The 19,706-nt window shown below is 49.7% G+C and carries 16 protein-coding genes and 1 tRNA gene; 9 read left to right on the plus strand and 8 right to left on the minus strand.

What is annotated here, in order from left to right; all coding sequences use genetic code 11:
• The first annotated feature begins 69 nt into the window (after positions 1-69).
• The 4 genes from WHR59_RS14435 to WHR59_RS14450 all read left to right on the plus strand — a co-directional run bounded on the left by WHR59_RS14435 (position 70) and on the right by WHR59_RS14450 (position 4,929).
• Positions 70-951: a nucleoside-specific channel-forming protein Tsx gene (locus tag WHR59_RS14435; protein WP_075146314.1), complete on the plus strand. Its 882-nt coding sequence runs from the start codon at positions 70-72 to the stop codon at positions 949-951.
• A gap of 21 nt (positions 952-972) precedes the next feature.
• Positions 973-2,586: a bifunctional UDP-sugar hydrolase/5'-nucleotidase gene (locus WHR59_RS14440; RefSeq protein WP_338843194.1), complete on the plus strand. Its 1,614-nt coding sequence runs from the start codon at positions 973-975 to the stop codon at positions 2,584-2,586.
• A gap of 118 nt (positions 2,587-2,704) precedes the next feature.
• Positions 2,705-3,829 (plus strand): radical SAM/SPASM domain-containing protein, encoded by a 1,125-nt coding sequence (locus tag WHR59_RS14445; RefSeq protein ID WP_338844081.1) that lies wholly within the window; start codon positions 2,705-2,707, stop codon positions 3,827-3,829.
• Positions 3,830-4,245: 416 nt separating this feature from the next.
• The gene (locus tag WHR59_RS14450; protein WP_075146317.1) at positions 4,246-4,929 is read left to right on the plus strand and encodes a helix-turn-helix domain-containing protein; all 684 of its coding nucleotides are present in this window, start codon (positions 4,246-4,248) and stop codon (positions 4,927-4,929) included.
• A 144-nt stretch (positions 4,930-5,073) separates the two neighbouring features.
• On the opposite strand, the gene cbl is transcribed toward WHR59_RS14450, so the two are convergent.
• Together cbl and nac are read right to left on the minus strand one after the other, a co-directional pair.
• The gene (gene cbl, locus WHR59_RS14455; RefSeq protein WP_043015934.1) at positions 5,074-6,024 is read right to left on the minus strand and encodes an HTH-type transcriptional regulator Cbl; all 951 of its coding nucleotides are present in this window, start codon (positions 6,022-6,024) and stop codon (positions 5,074-5,076) included.
• 101 nt (positions 6,025-6,125) lie between these two features.
• Positions 6,126-7,043 (minus strand): nitrogen assimilation transcriptional regulator NAC, encoded by a 918-nt coding sequence (gene nac, locus WHR59_RS14460; RefSeq protein ID WP_087051065.1) that lies wholly within the window; start codon positions 7,041-7,043, stop codon positions 6,126-6,128.
• A 326-nt stretch (positions 7,044-7,369) separates the two neighbouring features.
• Here nac and WHR59_RS14465 point away from each other — a divergent pair.
• The 4 genes from WHR59_RS14465 to WHR59_RS14480 all read left to right on the plus strand — a co-directional run bounded on the left by WHR59_RS14465 (position 7,370) and on the right by WHR59_RS14480 (position 12,345).
• Positions 7,370-7,445 (plus strand) — tRNA-Asn (locus tag WHR59_RS14465).
• Between the two features lie 216 nt (positions 7,446-7,661).
• Positions 7,662-8,978 carry a shikimate transporter gene (gene shiA, locus WHR59_RS14470; RefSeq protein ID WP_043015932.1) on the plus strand — a complete coding sequence of 439 codons (1,317 nt, stop codon included), beginning with the start codon at positions 7,662-7,664 and terminating at the stop codon, positions 8,976-8,978.
• 118 nt (positions 8,979-9,096) lie between these two features.
• The gene (locus tag WHR59_RS14475) at positions 9,097-10,551 is read left to right on the plus strand and encodes an AMP nucleosidase (RefSeq protein ID WP_043015931.1); all 1,455 of its coding nucleotides are present in this window, start codon (positions 9,097-9,099) and stop codon (positions 10,549-10,551) included.
• A 15-nt stretch (positions 10,552-10,566) separates the two neighbouring features.
• Positions 10,567-12,345, plus strand: coding sequence for an aminopeptidase P family protein (locus WHR59_RS14480; protein ID WP_087050404.1), 1,779 nt, complete (start codon positions 10,567-10,569; stop codon positions 12,343-12,345).
• A gap of 55 nt (positions 12,346-12,400) precedes the next feature.
• On the opposite strand, the gene ptsG is transcribed toward WHR59_RS14480, so the two are convergent.
• The 6 genes from ptsG to pabC form a co-directional block, all read right to left on the minus strand.
• Complete coding sequence (gene ptsG / locus WHR59_RS14485; RefSeq protein ID WP_003036277.1) at positions 12,401-13,834, minus strand: PTS glucose transporter subunit IIBC; 1,434 nt, start codon at positions 13,832-13,834, stop codon at positions 12,401-12,403.
• Between the two features lie 416 nt (positions 13,835-14,250).
• Complete coding sequence (locus WHR59_RS14490; protein WP_003036276.1) at positions 14,251-15,048, minus strand: metal-dependent hydrolase; 798 nt, start codon at positions 15,046-15,048, stop codon at positions 14,251-14,253.
• A gap of 10 nt (positions 15,049-15,058) precedes the next feature.
• Positions 15,059-16,063 carry a DNA polymerase III subunit delta' gene (gene holB / locus WHR59_RS14495; protein WP_338843197.1) on the minus strand — a complete coding sequence of 335 codons (1,005 nt, stop codon included), beginning with the start codon at positions 16,061-16,063 and terminating at the stop codon, positions 15,059-15,061.
• Positions 16,060-16,701: a dTMP kinase gene (gene tmk, locus WHR59_RS14500; protein WP_043015927.1), complete on the minus strand. Its 642-nt coding sequence runs from the start codon at positions 16,699-16,701 to the stop codon at positions 16,060-16,062. The genes holB and tmk overlap by 4 nt, the downstream gene beginning before the upstream one ends.
• Positions 16,691-17,713 (minus strand): cell division protein YceG, encoded by a 1,023-nt coding sequence (gene yceG / locus WHR59_RS14505; protein WP_075146320.1) that lies wholly within the window; start codon positions 17,711-17,713, stop codon positions 16,691-16,693. The genes tmk and yceG overlap by 11 nt, the downstream gene beginning before the upstream one ends.
• A gap of 2 nt (positions 17,714-17,715) precedes the next feature.
• Positions 17,716-18,525 (minus strand): aminodeoxychorismate lyase, encoded by an 810-nt coding sequence (pabC, locus tag WHR59_RS14510; protein ID WP_220771821.1) that lies wholly within the window; start codon positions 18,523-18,525, stop codon positions 17,716-17,718.
• A 557-nt stretch (positions 18,526-19,082) separates the two neighbouring features.
• Here pabC and WHR59_RS14515 point away from each other — a divergent pair.
• Positions 19,083-19,631, plus strand: coding sequence for a fimbrial protein (locus WHR59_RS14515; protein ID WP_100194203.1), 549 nt, complete (start codon positions 19,083-19,085; stop codon positions 19,629-19,631).
• Positions 19,632-19,706 lie beyond the last annotated feature (75 nt).

Here is a 19,706-nt window from a genome sequence, read left to right on the forward strand (position 1 = left end):
TTCACGAATATATTTTCCATTACATGAACCATCTTTATTAAAAAATATCTGCGGAAGGTACCCCTACGTATGCAAAAAATAACACAAATATTATCCGGCGCATTTATGCTTTTCCCTACGCTAACAATGGCAGCCTCAGCGAATAATGAATACGTATCAGACTGGTGGCATCAAAGTATTAATATAGTTGGGAGCAACTCCACTCGTTTTGGGCCACTAAAAAGAGCCGACTTATATCCCGAGTATCGTGCATGGGCACATGCGGATTGGTTTGATTTCTATGGCTACGCTGACTTACCTAAGTTTTTTGGTATAGGCAATGATAATGATATCGGTATTTGGGACAACGGTTCTCCGTTTTTTATGGAGATAGAACCACGCTTTAGCATCGACAAATTAACGGGGGTCGACCTAAGCTTTGGTCCATTTAAAGAATGGTATTTTGCCCACAACTATATCTATGATGCAGGAACCAATGAGGGACAACGTCAGAGCACATGGTATATGGGGATAGGGACAGATATTGAAACGGGACTACCGATGACGTTATCTGCAAATATCTATGCCAAATATCAAGGAAACAATTACAATGCAGCCAACGAAAACGAATGGGATGGTTATCGCTTTAAAGTAAAATATGTCATTCCTATTACCACAATATTTGGTGGAAACCTAAATTACGTCGGCTTTACCAATTTTGACTTTGGTTCAGACCTAAAAGAAAAATCAGGTGGCGAGCAGCAATTTTACTCCCGAACAAATAGCTCGATAGTTTCCACAAATGTACTCAGTCTGGTTTATCCTCACTGGAACTTTGGCGCCACCCTGCGTTATTTCTATCATGGTGGACAATTTGAAGAAGGTAGTAAAGCATTTAACAGCGACGGAGACATCACCTCTATAGACTCAACGGGGTGGGCATACTATTTAACTGTTGGTTACGCTTTTTAAACAATCTGCAAGGAATTAGCTATGAAGGTAAAAACGATTACAGCAGGTATTCTGTTGACATTGCCATTTTGGGCCTGCGCCAAAGATGTCACCATTATTTATACCAATGATCTCCATGCTCATGTTGATACTTATAAAGTCCCCTATGTAGCAGACGGTAAACGTGAAATTGGTGGATTCGCTAATATAAGCACTTTAGTCAAGCAGGAAAAATCCAAAAATAAAGCCACATTTTATTTTGACGCCGGTGACTATTTTACCGGGCCGTATATCAGCAGCCTGACTAAGGGTCAGGCCATCATTGACATCATGAATACTATGCCCTTTGATGCAGTATCAATAGGTAATCATGAATTCGACCATGGCTGGGATAATCTCTTGCGGCAGTTGAGCAAAGCAAAATTCCCTGTTCTGTTGGGGAATGTATTCCACAAGGACAGCGAGATACCATTCTGGAACAAACCGTATACCATCCTGGAAAAGGATGGCGTGAAAATTGGCGTTATTGGGCTGCACGGTGTGTATGCATTCAATGACACCATTTCAGAACTCTCGATCCAGGGGCTCGATAATGATAAAAGTAACCGCTTTGATAAATCAGCTGCGGCCCTCAAGAACCAGGGAATCGAAGCTCGCGATGAGGTGAAATATCTGCAGCATTATCTGGATGAGTTGCGGGGTAAAGTTGACGTCACCGTTGCGCTCGTTCACGAAGGCGTTCCGGCTCGTCAGTCCAGTATCGGTAGTACGGACGTTAGACGTGCACTGGATAAAGATATTCAGACCGCTAGTCAGGTTAAAGGGCTTGATATTCTCATCACCGGACACGCTCATGTTGGAACACCGGAACCTATCAAAGTGGGGGATACGCTAATCCTTTCTACTGACAGTGGTGGTATCGATGTAGGTAAATTGATACTTGATGTTGAACCAGGGGCGAATACAAAAAAAGTTAAAAGCTTCGAGCTGAAAACAATTTTTGCTGATGAGTGGAAACCTGATCCAACAACACAAAAAGTTATCGATGGCTGGAATAAAAAACTCGCGGATATTGTGCGTCAGCCAGTCGGTGAATCCCCGATCATGTTAACCCGTGCCTATGGCGAATCATCGCAACTAGGCAACTTACTTACAGATGCAATGCTCGTCGCTGCACCGGATGCACAGATCGCACTGATTAACTCCGGTAGTTTACGTGCTGATCTCAACGCGGGTCCCATTACCTTTGGTGACATTACCAGTACTTTCCCCTTTAAGAATGAGCTTACTGAGATGGATCTTAGCGGTAAGGAGCTGCGCAATCTCATGGAACATGGGGCATCTCTCACCAATGGCATACTGCAAATGTCAAAAGGTGCTGAAGTGCGTTACATGCCGCAGAATCCGGTCGGGCAGCGCATAGTATCGTTCACAATCAATGGCAAAGCGATTGAAGATACGCAGACTTACCATGTTGCCACCACGACCTTCCTTGCTTTAGGAGGCGATGGTTTTCTGGCATTTAAAGAAGGGAAAAATGTACAAGTCCGCGCCGGGAATAATATGTCTGATGTCGTGATTGATTATCTGAAATCGGGGCACAAAATCGTTCCCCACGAAGTTAACGAAATGCGTGTTGAAGTGAGTAAAAAATAAATAACCCAGGTGATGCTGTTTATTTTATAGATGGCATCACCTGTTCCTCACATATTACAAAGCAAATAGCATAATATTTTTATGAGGGTAATCGATAATGAAAAGTTGCCATGTGATGATGAAAAACTCAAGTCCATTATGTCATTTACACTGTAAGAGTTGCTTTTGCATCAATAACACGGAACATTCCCCAGCATGCAATACGTACTGTATGGACGATACGACACTTCAGCTATTTATTCGTCGAAAAATTGATACTGAGGAAGCGAGTGATGTGGTTTTTACCTGGCAGGACGGAGAATCAATGCCTGGCGGACTTCATTTCTTTGAACGAGTCATAGAGCTACAACAGCAATATCCGCAAAGTAAAAATATTATTAATACATTTCAAACCAACGGAATTCTTTTAGATGATGAATGGTGTGAGTTCTTCAAGAAAAACCAGTTTATGATTTGCATTTCAGTGGATAGCGATGTTGCATTACATGACAATACCTGCGATACGATTTCTGGTAAATCAACAAACTATCAGGTTGAAAATGCTGCGAGATTATTGCAAAAATATGATATTGAATTTAGCACACTGACGGTCGTTAACACCGAAAATAGCCACCATCCGCTGCGCATCTACCATTATTTAAAAAGTCTGGGTAGCCGCCATATGCAGTTTATTCCCTTACTTAGACCGCTTGTACAAGGCGGTGTAGATGCGCAAAGCCTTGGGCCAGCCGCACTGGGAATTTTTTTGAAAACGATTTTTTATACCTGGGTACGTCTGGATATCGGTACGATTAAAATCCCCATCTTTGAGCATGCGTTTGCTGCGTGGTGCGGGTTATCTGTGCCAACATGTGTTTATGCTTCATGTGATGATAGCGCGTTAGCGCTGAAAATAAACGATGATAATTATCATTGCGATCGCGTTGTTAATTCGAAATATTTTATGCGTGACCGCAATCAACCTATTGCAACCGCGATGCAGCAAAACTCGATGAATCAGAGAGTAGAATCATCCAAACCGACACTGGTAGAAGAATGTGCGAGTTGCAAAGTAGAATTCGCCTGCCACGGTGGTTGTGCAAAAGATCGCGTAGCACTTTCCCGATGCGGTGTTCCGCAACTTAATTATTTTTGTGAAAGTTATCAGGCCTTTTTTACTTATGTTGAACCCTATATGTTGATGATGAGGGCGTTATGGGAACAAAACTATGCGCCTTCCGATATTCGTCAATATTTGACCTGACAAACCTCTCAGTACGGGCTGATGGATGAACAGGAACTCAGGCTGGAGATACTGGGATAATCTGGCATTCTATACTCTGTTCATAGAACACTCACTTTTGCTCAATAAAAAATTGAATTTAATTATATAGCAAAGCCCATTCATTCACCCAATGAATGGGCTTTGCTATGTAATTTATTCTCTCGATCAATTAGAAACCATCACCAGATATATTTAAATATAATTGCCAACAATCAAATAACGCGTTACATTAACTCATCCTATTTAAACCACGTGCATTACCCGGATGAAATTTAGTATATCGAAAAAAATCTTGCAAGATTAAATTTGTCTATCTTTGGACTTATTTTTAAAATCACGTTTCATACATTTAATACAACACTACGTCACAGCATTATTTTAAAAAGGGAAATCCAATGAACAGCAGAAATCACGTCAAGGATGACGTATTAATAAAATTAGTTAAACCCACGAAAGATATAGAGATTTTACTTCAAGCAATTGGTCACCGTGGTAACACAATTAGTATCATTAAAAGACGACACATTAGCCTGACTCAAAACAATGAGCGGTATTGCGTAATTTTACTTAAGGGCAGTATATCTCTTTGTAGAATCAGTGACGGAATGGTGCTCAACTCAGAAAATGCACCATTTATCTTTGGCGCTAACATTCAGTTATCCTATTCACGCCATCTTTATGCCAAAGCAAAAGAAACATCGACACTGCTGCTTATTCCACAGACTGAATTATACGAAATAGTCGACAGATTAAACCTCTGGAAGTCATTTGCTGCACTGCAAGATTATTCTGCGGCTAAAGTCTACTCTCATTGTCTGGCAGTATCACAACTATCTTCCTATGAGATTATACGCATTCACCTTCTTGAGTTAATAGATGAGCCTGAGTCCATCAGGAACAATATTACCGCTGCCAATTATATCATGAATCACTCATTTCTCTCGCGCAGCGGGATAATGCGGATCCTGGCAATACTCAAAACCGAAGGCTACATCCATCTTTCACGTGGTATTTTAACAGAAGTCATCAGCCTTCCCGAACAGCTCAGTCTGTTATATTCCAAATCAAAAACTGAATGACAATCAGACCGGGGCTCAGGTTAAACAATCCGTTAGAGTCTTGTTAAAGCGCGACATGTTACAGCCGAAAATCGCCATAACAAAACCGCACTTATAACCTGAGCCATTGGTTTATCAATTCATGAGATAGATATAACGTTATCCTTAAATTTGATAGTCAATCACGGTGTCATCCGGTTCCATCGCCTGGCGTTTGATTTCATCGACGGATAACCCTGCGTTGCATAGCTCGATAAATCGCCAGACGTAGTTGCGCTGCAGTTGCCCGCGTTTCAGGCCCAGCCAGACCGTATTTGCATCAAATAAGTGCCGGGTATCCAGACGGGTCAAGCTCCCCTCCTCCTGCTCGCCACTGGATTGTTCTGCCACCAGTCCAATCCCCAAACCCAGCGACACATAGGTTTTAATCACATCCGAATCCTGGGCACTGAGGATAATATCCGGCACTAACCCTTTACGCGCAAACGCCTCATCGATACGGGAACGTCCCGTGATCCCCTGACGATAGGTAATCAACGGCCAGTGTGAGATGGATTCCAGCGTAAGTGGAGAAGTCTTCGCTAAGGGATGATCATATGGCACGAGCAGGCTGTGATGCCAACGAAACCAGGGAAAAGCCACCAGCAGTGGATCGCTGCTGAGTCGCTCACTGGCGATCCCGATATCTGCCCCGCCATTTTGCAGCAGCACGTCGATTTCCTGCGGCGTGCCCTGGATCAGTTCGAGTCGCACCTCAGGGAACAGCTCACGAAAGGCTTTAATTACTGCTGGCAGGCTATAACGCGCCTGGGTATGCGTGGTAGCGATCGTCAGTACACCGGACGTGTCATTGGTAAACAGATCCGCCAGTCGGCGAACGTTGCTGGCCTCATTCAAAATACGTTCAGCAATAACCAGCAAGGCTTTACCCGGTTCGGTCATGCCCAGCAGGCGTTTACCGCGACGGATAAATATCTCGATACCCAGTTCATCTTCAAGTTCACGAATGTGTCGGCTGACGCCAGACTGGGAGGTGTACAGTATATTCGCGACCTCCGTCAGGTTGTAATCCTGACGGGCCGCCTCGCGGATTATTTTAAGTTGCTGGAAATTCACTTTTCGCTCCGGGCACATCAGACATTACGCTATTGTTAAAGTCTGACGCCCGGCATAACAAATAATAAAAACCTGCATCTTATTCCTCGCGGGAATAAGGTTTAGCTGACAAGCTGCAGCTCACGGTTTTCCAGCGCAGGACGGCTAACCAGCGACAACAGAATCTCCTTCACGGCCTGTGCCTGAGGCGATAAGCTCCCTCTGGCCGAGACGTTCAATGATAATGGCAGATTCATCGATGGGGTTGTTATCCGCGCCATCCAGCCGTTTGCAGCATTGCACAATGAACGAGCCGCCGACTCAGGCAATACCGTAACGCCCATACCGCTGGCAATAGCAGCCGTTAAGGTGGCAATAGACTCAATTTCGCCAATGACTTTAGCGGTTAAGCGACGTAACGAGAAAGCTTCATCCACACGCAGACGAACTGCGCTGTAATCCCGTGGTAAAAACAGATTCATCTGCGCCACAGTGGCCAGATCGACGCTTTGCCCCGGACACTCACGCGTGCCGACCAGGTAAAGATCCTCTTTTAGCAACGGCTGGCTGCTGATACCCGCCACGGGTGAACGCTCATAGAGTACCGCCATATCTAATTGCCCGCTGAGCAGCTTGTCATTCAGCACCGCCCCACTGTTTTCATGCAAATAGACCAGTACATCTGGCAGTTCTGCACGTACTGTCTGTAATAACGGCATAGTGATGGATGACGCCGCCGTACCTGGCGCAAGGCCAATAGAGACCTGTCCCCCAAGAGTCTGGCCCACATTATTAACCGCAAGCTGCGCCTGTTCGCACTGACGCAAAATGGTCCGGGCATGGGTATACAACACTTTCCCCGCTTCCGTCGGCGTGACGCCACGCTTGGTGCGAATCAGCAATTGCTGATCCAGCTCGCCTTCCAGCGTGGCGACCTGCTGGCTTAGCGCAGGTTGCGCAATGTGCAACACTTCCGCTGCCTGGGTCAGGCTACCAATATCGACGATTTTCACGAAATATTTCAGTCGTCTGAAGTTCATTTTGCCTCCTGTCGGAATACCAGAACCCGTGCTGGCAGTCATTGAATTCAGGATTGCAAGATGCTTGCCAGTTTCGTCATATGCCGTGTTTTACGGCTAAAACCGCGTAAAGTCTGGAGCAAAGGTGCGCAAAAAACATTATTTACATCTGTATGGCTTACTTTGATTGCCCTGGAAGAGGTAGGCGCGCACCAGAATGGGGCAAAAGCTTAAAAAGATGGAAAGATCGCCGCTTTGCTGATTTTGTCAGCAAACGAACGCACAAATGTATTTCCCCCTTTGACAAGCCTCATCACCCTCGCTAATATGCGCCTCGTTCAAACGATTCCTCTGTAGTTCAGTCGGTAGAACGGCGGACTGTTAATCCGTATGTCACTGGTTCGAGTCCAGTCAGAGGAGCCATATTTAGAAAAGCCCGCTTTTTAGCGGGCTTTTTGCTTTTCTGCATTACTGTTTTTCATTCGTCTTATTTTTCATCTTGTCCCATGTTGAGAGAGATAATCGTTTTCTCATCGCATCTGTCGCGGTAATCTCATAACGGTCGTTAATATATCGACTGCAATGTGTGTAACCCAACCTAAATACTAATAACTAAAAGACAGTACAGACAGGATAACTATGGATTCCACCCTCACCTCCACGGGTCCCCAACAGGACGCCTCTTCGCTTCATCGTGCCCGACGCGCTGCGCTTGGTAGCTTCGCTGGCGCCGTGGTCGACTGGTATGATTTTCTGCTTTATGGCATCACCGCCGCGCTGGTCTTTAATCGCGAGTTCTTCCCGCAGGTCAGCCCAGCGATGGGAACGCTTGCCGCATTCGCCACCTTTGGCGTCGGATTTTTGTTCCGCCCACTAGGCGGGGTGATCTTCGGCCACTTCGGCGATCGCCTGGGCCGTAAACGTATGCTGATGCTCACCGTCTGGATGATGGGGATTGCTACTGCGCTGATAGGGATTATTCCTTCCTTTGACACCATTGGCTGGTGGGCCCCTGTGCTGCTGGTAACGCTGCGTGCTATTCAGGGATTCGCCGTTGGCGGTGAATGGGGCGGCGCGGCGTTACTCTCGGTCGAAAGCGCGCCGAAAAACAAAAAAGCCTTCTACAGCAGTGGCGTTCAGGTAGGTTACGGCGTCGGACTGCTGCTCTCTACCGGTCTGGTCTCGCTGATTAGCTCGCAAACCACCGATGAGCAGTTCCTGAGCTGGGGCTGGCGTATTCCGTTCCTGTTCAGCATTGTGCTGGTTTTGGGGGCATTGTGGATGCGTAACCGTATGGATGAATCTGCCGAATTTGAACAGCAGCAGCAGGCACCGCAGCCAGAGAAAAAGCGGCTACCGGTAGTCGAGGCGTTAATCCGTCATCCGGGCGCATTTTTAAAAATTATCGCTCTGCGCTTATGTGAATTGCTGACGATGTATATCGTCACCGCGTTTGCACTTAATTACTCCACGCAGAACCTGGGTCTGCCCCGCGAGCTGTTTCTGAATATTGGCTTGTTAGTGGGTGGACTGAGCTGTCTGACTATCCCCTGCTTTGCCTGGCTCGCGGACCGCTTTGGTCGTCGGCGCGTCTACATTACCGGCGCACTGGTCGGTACGCTCAGCGCCTTCCCGTTCTTTATGGCGCTGGAAGCACAGTCTATTTTCTGGATCGTGTTCTTCGCGATTATGTTAGCCAACATCGCGCACGATATGGTGGTCTGCGTGCAGCAGCCTATGTTTACCGGTTTGTTTGGCGCAAGCTACCGCTACAGCGGCGCAGGCGTTGGCTATCAGGTAGCAAGCGTGGTTGGCGGCGGTTTTACGCCCTTCATTGCTGCGGCACTGGTGACATTTTCCGGCGGAGACTGGCATAGCGTGGCCATTTATCTGATGGCTGGTTGTCTTATTTCTGCCGCCACCGCATTGCTGATGCGGGATAAGCAGCACGGTTAAGCCATGGTGCGAAGGTCGTCCGGCCTTCGCACAATCTTCCTCAACGTCTGACTTTTGTTTCATATTCCTGTGACATACTATCGGGAGTGCAGTACATCTGTGGAACAAGGAGACAGACATGATCAATAAGGGCTCCAGCCTGACACCGGCTCAGGCACTGGATAAACTGGACGCGCTGTACGAGCAGTCGGTTAAAGCACTGCGAAGCGCCATTGGTAAGTATATTGAAACAGGGATACTCCCTGACGTAACAGCCCGCCATAATGGTCTTTTTGTTTACCCGTCGCTTTGTGTCACCTGGGACGGCAGCGCCACAAATCCCCCGAAAACCCGCGCCTATGGCCGTTTTACCCACGCGGGCAGCTACACCACGACGATTACCCGTCCGTCGCTTTTTCGTCCGTATCTTGAGGAACAGCTCACGCTGCTGTATCAGGATTATGATGCGCATATCTCCGTCGAGCCATCGCTGCATGAAATTCCCTATCCATACGTCATTGACGGTTCTGAACTGACGCTTGACCGCTCGATGAGCGCCGGATTAACGCGCCATTTTCCCACTACAGAATTGTCCCAGATTGGTGACGAAACGGCAGATGGGATTTTTCATCCGGCGGAATTCTCCCCGTTGTCGCACTTCGACGCCCGACGCGTAGATTTTTCGCTGGCACGACTGCGTCACTACACAGGAACACCGGTTGAACATTTTCAGCCTTTTGTGCTGTTCACCAACTACACCCGCTACGTCGATGAGTTCGTGCGCTGGGGCTGCAGCCAGATCCTCGACCCGGACAGTCCGTATATCGCGCTGTCATGCGCGGGCGGGATCTGGATCACCGCAGAAACTGAAGCTCCGGAAGAAGCCATCTCCGACCTCGCCTGGAAGAAACACCAGATGCCTGCCTGGCATTTAATCACCGCCGACGGTCAGGGGATCACGCTGGTCAATATTGGCGTTGGCCCGTCTAACGCCAAAACCATTTGCGATCATCTGGCCGTACTGCGCCCTGACGTCTGGCTGATGATTGGGCACTGTGGCGGGCTGCGTGAAAGCCAGGCGATTGGCGACTATGTTCTGGCCCACGCTTATCTGCGTGACGATCACGTGCTGGATGCAGTTCTACCGCCGGATATCCCAATTCCGAGCATTGCGGAAGTACAGCGCGCACTGTATGACGCCACCAAAGAAGTCAGCGGCATGCCTGGCGAAGAGGTTAAACAGCGCCTGCGTACCGGTACCGTCGTCACCACTGACGATCGTAACTGGGAGCTACGCTATTCCGCTTCTGCGCTGCGTTTCAACCTCAGCCGCGCGGTGGCTATCGATATGGAAAGCGCCACCATCGCCGCCCAGGGCTACCGCTTCCGCGTTCCTTACGGCACGCTGCTGTGCGTTTCCGATAAACCGCTCCATGGCGAGATCAAACTGCCTGGTCAGGCCAACCGTTTTTATGAAGGCGCCATTTCCGAGCACCTGCAAATAGGTATCCGGGCTATCGATCGTCTGCGTGCTGAAGGCGACCGACTGCACTCCCGTAAATTACGTACGTTCAACGAACCGCCGTTCCGTTAAGGCCTGAAGGTAACTATGCACAACTCAACTCCTCTTTCCGCCCTGCGTAACCTGCTGATAGCGCAGGGGCTGGATGGCATGATTGTCCCGCGCGCCGACGCTCATCAAAGCGAAGATTGTACGCCGCATGACAATAAGCTGGCCTGGCTGACCGGTTTTAGCGGCTCTGCGGGACTCGCGCTGGTCCTGCAAGACCGCGCATTAATGTTTGTCGATGGACGTTATCAGGTCCAGGTGCGCAATGAAGTCTCGCTGGATGATTTTGAAATTCATCACTTACACGATGAACCGCTGGCTGACTATTTGCAGTCTCACGTTACAGCGGGCGCGCGTATCGGCTTTGAACCGCTGCTGATGGTCAACAGCCAGTTTGAAGCGCTTTCAGCAACGCATTGCGAGTTGGTGCCTCTTGCACAGGATCCTTTTGACCAGGTGTGGCTCGACCGCCCGGCGGCACCCTGTGGAATCATTCGTGAAATGCCCATTGAAATCAGCGGGGAAAGCAGTACGCAAAAGCGTGCCCGCGTCGTGGAGCAACTCATTCAGCACCAGGCCGACGTCCTGGCGATCACCCTGCCGGATAACATTGCCTGGCTGTTGAATGTACGCGGTTCGGATCTGGCCATGGTGCCAGTGCCGTTTTCGTTTGCCCTGCTCCATCGCAGCGGTGAGCTGGAATGGTTTGTGGATAGCAACAAAACGCAACAGCTCCCCGCATCGCTGCTGAATACGCTTACGCTGGCCCCGCAAGAGAGTTTCCTGGCGCGCTGCCAGCAGTTGGCTAAGGGTAAGCGCTTTCTGGTCGATAGAGACTACGCCCCGGTTGCGTTGCGTTTTGCCATTGAAGAACACGGCGGCAACGTCTTGTGGGCTCCTGACCCTATCACCCTGATGAAAGCGCACAAAAATGACGTGGAACTGGCAGGCTATCGGGAATGCCATGAGCAGGATGGCGCTGCCTGGGTTAACTTCCTCGCCTGGCTTACGCATGAAGTCCCCTTGCGCGAAGCTGCAGGCAATCCGGTCACCGAACTGGAAGCGCAGGCAAAGCAACTGGAATTTCGCCAGCAGCAGCCGGGATTTATCGAGCAAAGTTTCAGTACGATTTCAGCCTCTGCCAGCAATGCCGCAATGTGCCATTACCACTCCAGTGAAAAAACCAATACGCCAATTACCTCTCAGGCCATGTACCTGAATGATTCCGGCGGCCAGTACCATAATGGTACGACGGATACGACGCGCACCCTCGCGTTTGGTCCACAGGATCCGCAGCGTCGTCTGCATTACACCGCCGTGTTGAAAGGCTTTTTGTCGCTTATCTCGCTGCAGTTCCCCAGCGGTACTCAGGGACATCAACTGGATGCCTTTAGTCGTCGGGCGTTGTGGGATTTAGGTCTGGATTTTGATCATGGAACAGGACACGGGGTCGGCCATCAGCTACTTATTCATGAGCAGCCCCATCGCATCGCCAAAAAAGTAAACCCCTGGCCTTTGGTAGCAGGCAATATCATTACCATCGAACCGGGTTATTATCTTGCCGGGCAATATGGGATCCGTATTGAGAATCAGGTGGAGATTATCAACAGTCGTCCTGGTTTCTGTCGTTTCTCAACGTTGACGCTGGTGCCGATTGATTTGAATCTGGTTGAACGGCATCTGCTCAGCGATGCAGAGAAGCAGTGGATTGATGATTATCACCAGCAGGTCAGAGAGTCGTTATCCCCTCGCGTGAACGCAGAGGCACGTCCGTGGCTGTTCGCCGCTACCGCGCCGATTCGCGTTCAGGCTAATTAATACAATAAAAAAGGCAGCCCGCAGGCTGCCTTAGTTCTCCCCAACTTCTTACTGCTTAGCTGTTACGGATGTACTCATCCATTTCAGTTTTCAGGTTATCGGACTTCGTCCCGAAGATAGCCTGAACACCGGAACCAGCTACCACAACGCCCGCCGCACCCAGTTTCTTCAGGCCAGCCTGATCCACTTTGGCAACGTCAGCCACGCTGACGCGCAGACGAGTGATGCACGCGTCGAGGTTAGTGATGTTTTCTTTACCGCCGAATGCTGCAACCAGAGCCGGAGCCATTTCACCGGATGCGCCTGCTTTGCTGTCTTCGGTAGCATCTTCACGACCCGGCGTTTTCAGGTCCAGCGCTTTGATCAGCACACGGAAGATGGTGTAGTACACGATCGCATAACCGATACCGACAATCGGGAACAGCCACAGTTTGCTGCTGTTGCCGGACAGAACGATAAAGTCGATCAGACCGTGAGAGAACGACGTACCGTCACGCATACCCAGCAGGATACAGATCGGGAATGCCAGACCAGCCAGAATCGCGTGGATGATGTACAGGATCGGCGCCACGAACATGAAGGAGAACTCGATCGGCTCGGTAATACCGGTCAGGAACGAGGTCAGCGCTGCGGAGATCATGATACCGCCCACTTTCGCGCGGTTTTCAGGTTTAGCAGAGTGCCAGATAGCAATAGCGGCAGCCGGCAGACCGTACATTTTGAACAGGAAGCCACCGGACAGTTTGCCTGCAGTCGGGTCACCCGCCATATAGCGAGGGATGTCGCCGTGGAAAACCTGACCTGCAGCGTTGGTGTATTCACCGATCTGCATCTGGAATGGAACGTTCCAGATATGGTGCAGACCAAACGGCACCAGGCAGCGTTCAATGAAGCCATAGATACCGAACGCCACGACCGGGTTCTGGTATGCAGCCCACTGGGAGAACGTCTGAATAGCAGTACCGATTGGTGGCCAAATGAAGGACAGAACCACACCCGTGAAGATGGCGGCCAGACCAGAAATAATAGGAACGAAGCGCTTACCCGCAAAGAAGCCCAGATACTCAGGCAATTTGATACGGTAGAAGCGGTTGAACATATACGCTGCAATCGCACCGGAGATAATCCCCCCGAGAACACCCGTATCAGCAAGGTGTTTAGCGGCGATCTCTTCAGCAGGTAAATGCAGAACCAGCGGCGCAACAACAGCCATGGTTTTGACCATGATGCCGTAAGCAACAACGGATGCCAGTGCAGATACGCCGTCGTTGTTGGTGAAGCCTAACGCAACACCGATAGCAAAAATCAGCGGCATGTTTGCAAAAACAGAACCGCCTGCTTCTGCCATTACGTGCGATACAACGGCTGGCAGCCAGCTGAAGTTAGCGGAACCGACGCCCAGCAGAATACCTGCAATCGGGAGTACGGATACCGGCAGCATCAGCGATTTACCGACCTTTTGCAGGTTAGCAAATGCATTCTTAAACATAATTAGGAGTGCTCCTGAGTATTTGTGCTTATACACTTCATCCTTCAAACCGCCTCAGCGTTGGCTGCGCTCGATCATCCCAGTCACTTACTCAAGTAAGCTCCTGCAATTCACTCACTTGCCGCCTTGATGCAGCCTGAATGACTTTGTGTATTCTACGTTCTCACGCATTGGCGAGGGGGGAGAACCTCGCCGTGTACAGGGCATCTAAGTACCCTTTATTTATTACACAGAGTAAAATAATTCAGTTTGTTTTTGTTTGACGGCTATCACAATTCAGTCGTGGATGGCCGCAAAATCCGCACATTCCGATAAAATGAGTTTCTGAATGTGTCAAACTGGTTATTCACCGCCCATTTTGAGGCGGTGAACTTTACTCGCATTGGTGATTAATTACGAGCTTTAAAAAAAGTCAGTTAACGAACTGATTGTAGGCGAGAAGCGTCGATGTGAAACAGGCGGGCAAAGTTATCAGTGGTTGCCTGCGCCAGTTCTTCAACGGCAACACCTTTCACTACGGCCATGTACTCCGCAACGTCACGAGTCATGGCGGGCTGGTTCTCTTTCCCACGATGCGGTACAGGCGCAAGGTAGGGAGAATCCGTCTCAACCAATAACCGGTCCAGAGGAACATAGCGGGCGGCATCACGGAGCTGTTCTGCGTTGCGGAACGTGACGATGCCGGAAAACGAGATATAAAAACCGAGGTCCAGCAATTTCCCCGCCGTTTCTCTGTCCTCTGTAAAACAGTGTAGTACGCCGCCACAATCCGTCACTTTTTCTTCGCGCAGAATAGACAGCGTATCGGCTCGCGCATCGCGGGTGTGCACGATGACCGGCTTTTGTAATTCGCGGCCAATCTGAATATGGTGGATAAAAGATTCCTGCTGGCGCACCTTTGTTTCCGGCGTATAAAAATAGTCCAGACCAGTTTCTCCCATCGCCACCACCCCCTCTTCGGCAGCAAAGCGGCGCAGCTCTTCAACATCATAGGTTTCATCCTGATTTAACGGATGCACGCCGCAGGAGAAAACCACATTGTCACGCTCACCGACCAGTTCGCGCATACTGCGATATCCTGGCAGAGTGGTCGCAACGGCAAGACAGAATTTCACATCACGTGCGGCCGCTTTCGCCAGCACGTCATCCACGTCCTTATGCAGAGATTGATAATCCAGGCCATCAAGATGGCAGTGTGAGTCGACTAAAAACATAATGTCTCTCTCAAAGATGGGGAACAGGCAGTACGGTGCCCGGTTGCAGGTAATGCTCAATACGCAGGATAAGGTCGGTTAGTATCAGTTCACGGTTTATGCCTGTAATGTTCAGCAACTGCTGACGGCAATGACAAACGTCACCGAGTATCGCCTGTATCTGGGCGATGGATAACCGTTCTGCGATAGAAGATATCAGGTCCAGCGCATCAGGATTCGTTAAATGGGAAACCCCATATGGACGTTTCAACGCATCCGTCAACAACGTTGCCAGCCAGTGTAAACGGGCGGCAGCCTGATCGTGGTTTAACGCCGCGAGCAAGATATACCAGTCGCCTGCGTTTAATGTGTTCCCCAGTGCCGCACAAAAATCTGTGCGATGCGCCCAGCTTTCAGCCTGTAACAGCGTAATTGCTGCGCCAGGCGAACCTGCGCTCAGGCGTAATGCGCTAAGCAGCGCTTCTGGAGACGCGGTCACTTCTCGGGCAAGCCAGGAAATAGAGTACGACTCAGCCGGTGGCGCAAGGTGATATAACCGACAGCGGCTACGTAGCGTGGCCAATAAACGTGCAGGCTCTCGACTGGCGAGGAAGAACCAGGTCTGCGCCGGAGGCTCTTCCAGCGTTTTTAACAAGGCATTGGCGGCGGCGTCAGTTAGCTGGGCGGCATCCGGGATCCACACCACTTTCGCCCCCCCCAGGCGTGAATGCTCGTACAATTTCTCACTGACTTCGCGTACCGCATCAACCCCCAGCGTGCTTTTGCCTTTTTCCGGCAGCAGCGAGTAGTAGTCAGGATGCGTCCCCGCCTGCATCAGCTGACAGCCCCGGCACTGTCCGCAGCTTTTATGTCCTTCGGGCTGCTGGCACATTAAATAGCGGCTGAGCGCGTAAATCAGCGCATCGTCGCCCATGCCGGGTAACGCCTGAATCAGTAACGCATGGTGACCACGACCCGCCTGATAGCTGGCTACCAGTTTTTCAAAATCCGGTCGTAACCATGGATACCATTTCATGCGCGCTGCTCCTTCACCCACTGGGTGATGGTATTGCGGATATCTGCCATCACAGACTCCAGCGGCTGCGTCGCGTCGATAGTACGAATGCTGGCATCTTTGGCCGCCAGCTCAAGATAACGCGCGCGGGTGCGATTAAAGAAATCGAAAGATTCCTGCTCAATACGATCCAGCTCGCCGCGCGCGCGCGCGCGCTTCAATCCAACTTCCGGAGTCACGTCCAGATAGAGCGTCAGGTCCGGGCGAAAATCACCGAGCACCGCATCGCGCAGGGTCGCCAGCATGTTTTGGTCGATGCCGCGCCCGCCCCCCTGATACGCCTGAGTCGACAAATCGTGGCGGTCGCCAATTACCCATGCGCCTTTTGCCAGCGCAGGTTTAATAACGGTTTCGACCAGTTGTACGCGTGCGGCGTAAAACATCAGAACTTCGGCTTTATCGGTGATGACCTCGTCACCCACCGACTTAATGTCCAGCACCAGACTTCTTAGTTTCTCAGCGAGCTGCGTTCCACCAGGTTCACGGGTGAAAACCATGTCACGAATACCGAGTTGCTCAAGTGTCTCTACAACCACGTTACGCGCGGTGGTTTTTCCGGCGCCTTCCAGGCCCTCGATGACGATATAGTTACTGCCCATTTTTTTCCTTAAGCACTTTCAGGTAATCCTGCACGGACCGGTTATGGCTGGCAAGATTGGTATTAAACGTATGGCCACCTTTACCGTCAGCCACGAAATAGAGGTACGGCGTTTTTGCCGGATGCGCCGCGGCCTGCAACGAGGCCTCTCCCGGCATGGCAATCGGGCCAGGCGGTAGCCCCGTAATGGTGTAGGTGTTATAGGCGGTTGGGGTATCTAAATCCACACGCGACAATTTGCCATTATACCGTGTCCCCATCCCGTAAATCACCGTCGGATCGGTTTGTAAACGCATACCCATACGTAAGCGGTTAATAAAGACTGAAGCCACCTGATCGCGCTCGCTGGCTACCGCTGTCTCTTTTTCGATAATGGAGGCCATGGTTACCAGCTGATTTTTGTCCTGATAAGGCAGGCCTTCAGCGCGCCCTTCCCAGACGGTATCCACCGCTTTAACCATCTTCTGATGCGCACGTTTTAGCAACGCCACGTCGGTTGTATTGGCGGTATACATCCAGGTATCTGGCCAGAACCAGCCTTCCACCCATTGCGGATTTTCCAGCTTCAGCGCCTCGGCAACGGTCTCGTAGCTATCATCGCTCAGCGTATGTTTGATATACGGGGCATCACGCAGCTGTTTGAGGTAATCGCTCAGGCGCATCCCTTCAACCAGACGTAACGGAAACTGCGCCTCTTTACCGCTTTCCAGCAGTTGCAGCATGTCCCGCACCGTCATATCGGGCGTAAAACGGTAGGTTCCGGCTTTAAAATGCGACAGTTCGGGTTCCACTCGCAGCAACCACTGGAACACGCGCGGACGATTGAGAACCTTGTCGGCATACAGCTGTTCGCCGAGAGCCAGACGGCCCGTACCCGCTTTCAGCGTAAAAATCGTCTCTTCTTTAATCAATAATTTACTGTCCGCCAGATGGCGAACTTTCCACATTCCCACTCCCGCGGCAATGCCCAGCACAACCAGCAATAACAGGACAACGAGTAACAGTTTTTTCATGACTAATTCGGGTGCTCACAAAGTGGGGCTAAAAAATCGAATAACAAACGTGAAGACAACAATGTGTCGCCACAAGCACGCACGGGAATAACAGGCATTAACGCGTTACAGACGACAATTTCATCGGCCTGCATAACCTCTTCCAACCCGGCATACTTTTCGACAATACTGAACGGCGATTGTGCCAGCATCCGGATACAGAATTGTCGCATAATGCCGTTCACGCCTGCCTGATCCAGCCGGGGAGTGTATACCACATCGCCCTTACGCCAGAACAAATTAGCCGCACAGCATTCCGTAACCCATCCCTCACTGTCAAGGACCAGCGCTTCATCTGCGTCCGTCTGCTCAAGATGAGAGCGAATCAACACCTGCTCCAGTCGATTCAGATGCTTTAGTCCGGCAAGTAGCGGATTACGCCCCAGTCGCACTGGGCTTAGCGCCAGCGTAATCCCCTCTTGCCGCCAACGATCGTACTGCGAGGGAGATGCTGAGGTAGAGAGAATGCGCGTTGGCGAAGTGCATGATGAGCTACTGTAGCCACGGCCACCAATGCCTCTACTAATGAGAACCTTAAGAACACCGTCCTGCTGAGCGCCAGCCATCTGCCCCATCTCCTGGGCCAATGTCTGCCACAGCGTAAATGGGATCGCTAACCGATGGCATGCTTGTTGTAGACGGGCAATATGCGCGTCATGTAATTGTAACGCGCCATCGATAATCCTTGCCGTAGTGAAACAGCCGTCGCCAAATTGCAGACCGCGATCGCCTGCGAGCACCATCTCAGAGGGGTTTCCGTTAATTAAGTACATTTACTCTCCTGATTTTTAACAACAGAGTATCAGTTGAGTCTCCTGAATTACAGAGAACCTGAATCTTCCCGATGTGTCCGCACACCACCACGGCGAGGCACAGCAGCCCAAAGAGACTTCATCGTCTGTTATGTGCTTGCTCCCATAACGAGCCATAAAATGATAACCATCAAATAACAAACAAACTTACAATTTATGAATTCATTTTTTAGTATTTGTTTATAGACAAACATCCAATAATGAATCAGAATCAAGAAAAATAAATTTATTTTCCAGCCACAGCTTTTATTATCACAAAATATCATAAAGTTAACCTGTCGAGGTTATCTCACCAATATAAAACCTCCATCAATAATATTCTCAGTGTCAATTTATTAAGCTTTAATTACGGGTGTATTTAGATTTTATACATTGTTACACCCTTAATATTCAGCAAAAATCCTCTGCGAATTAATATATTTCACCACATAGAATATATTTCCATTCACACCTCACCACCAAAACCCTTAATAATATATTAAGGAAAACAATTCATAGACTATGATAGGGATTATTTAATGAAAGGAAAATTGGCTACCATCGCATTATTTACCACTATAGGAATTACCTCGTCTGCAATGGCTCAGGATGGAAAGGTAAATTTTGTTGGTAAAATTATTGAAGCGGGTTGCCAGGTTGATAGCACAGTTGCCAGCCCGCAAACCGTAGAATTGGGTGAAGTGGCTAAAACCGCTTTTGCAGGCGCAGGCGACACCGCTGCAACCACTAAATTCACGCTAGTATTAAGCGGCTGCCCCGCTGACCTGTTGGGAAAACCCGTATCCGTTAAGTACGACGGTACGCCTGACACTCTTAACAACGACTATCTGCAGTTGACCGGTTATGGTACCGCGGGCGTTGCAAAAGGCGTGGCCATCCAGTTACTGAACGCAGACACCTCTGAATTACCGCTGGGCAGTGCCTCTAAAGAGACAACCATCGAAGGCACAGCTGACACACCAGCAGATACAAAACTCGACTTCTTTGCTCGTTATATTGCTACAGAGGCAGCGGTAAGCGGCGGGGATGCTAACGGTTCCGTTAACTTTACGCTGACCTATAACTAATCACCTGAATACGGCGTTACCCGCCATTGACAATAAATAAAGCCGGATCGCTCCGGCTTTATTTCCCGAGGTGTA

The organism is Citrobacter europaeus (genome assembly GCF_037482245.1).
In the GTDB taxonomy this organism is placed as follows: Bacteria; Pseudomonadota; Gammaproteobacteria; order Enterobacterales; family Enterobacteriaceae; genus Citrobacter; species Citrobacter europaeus.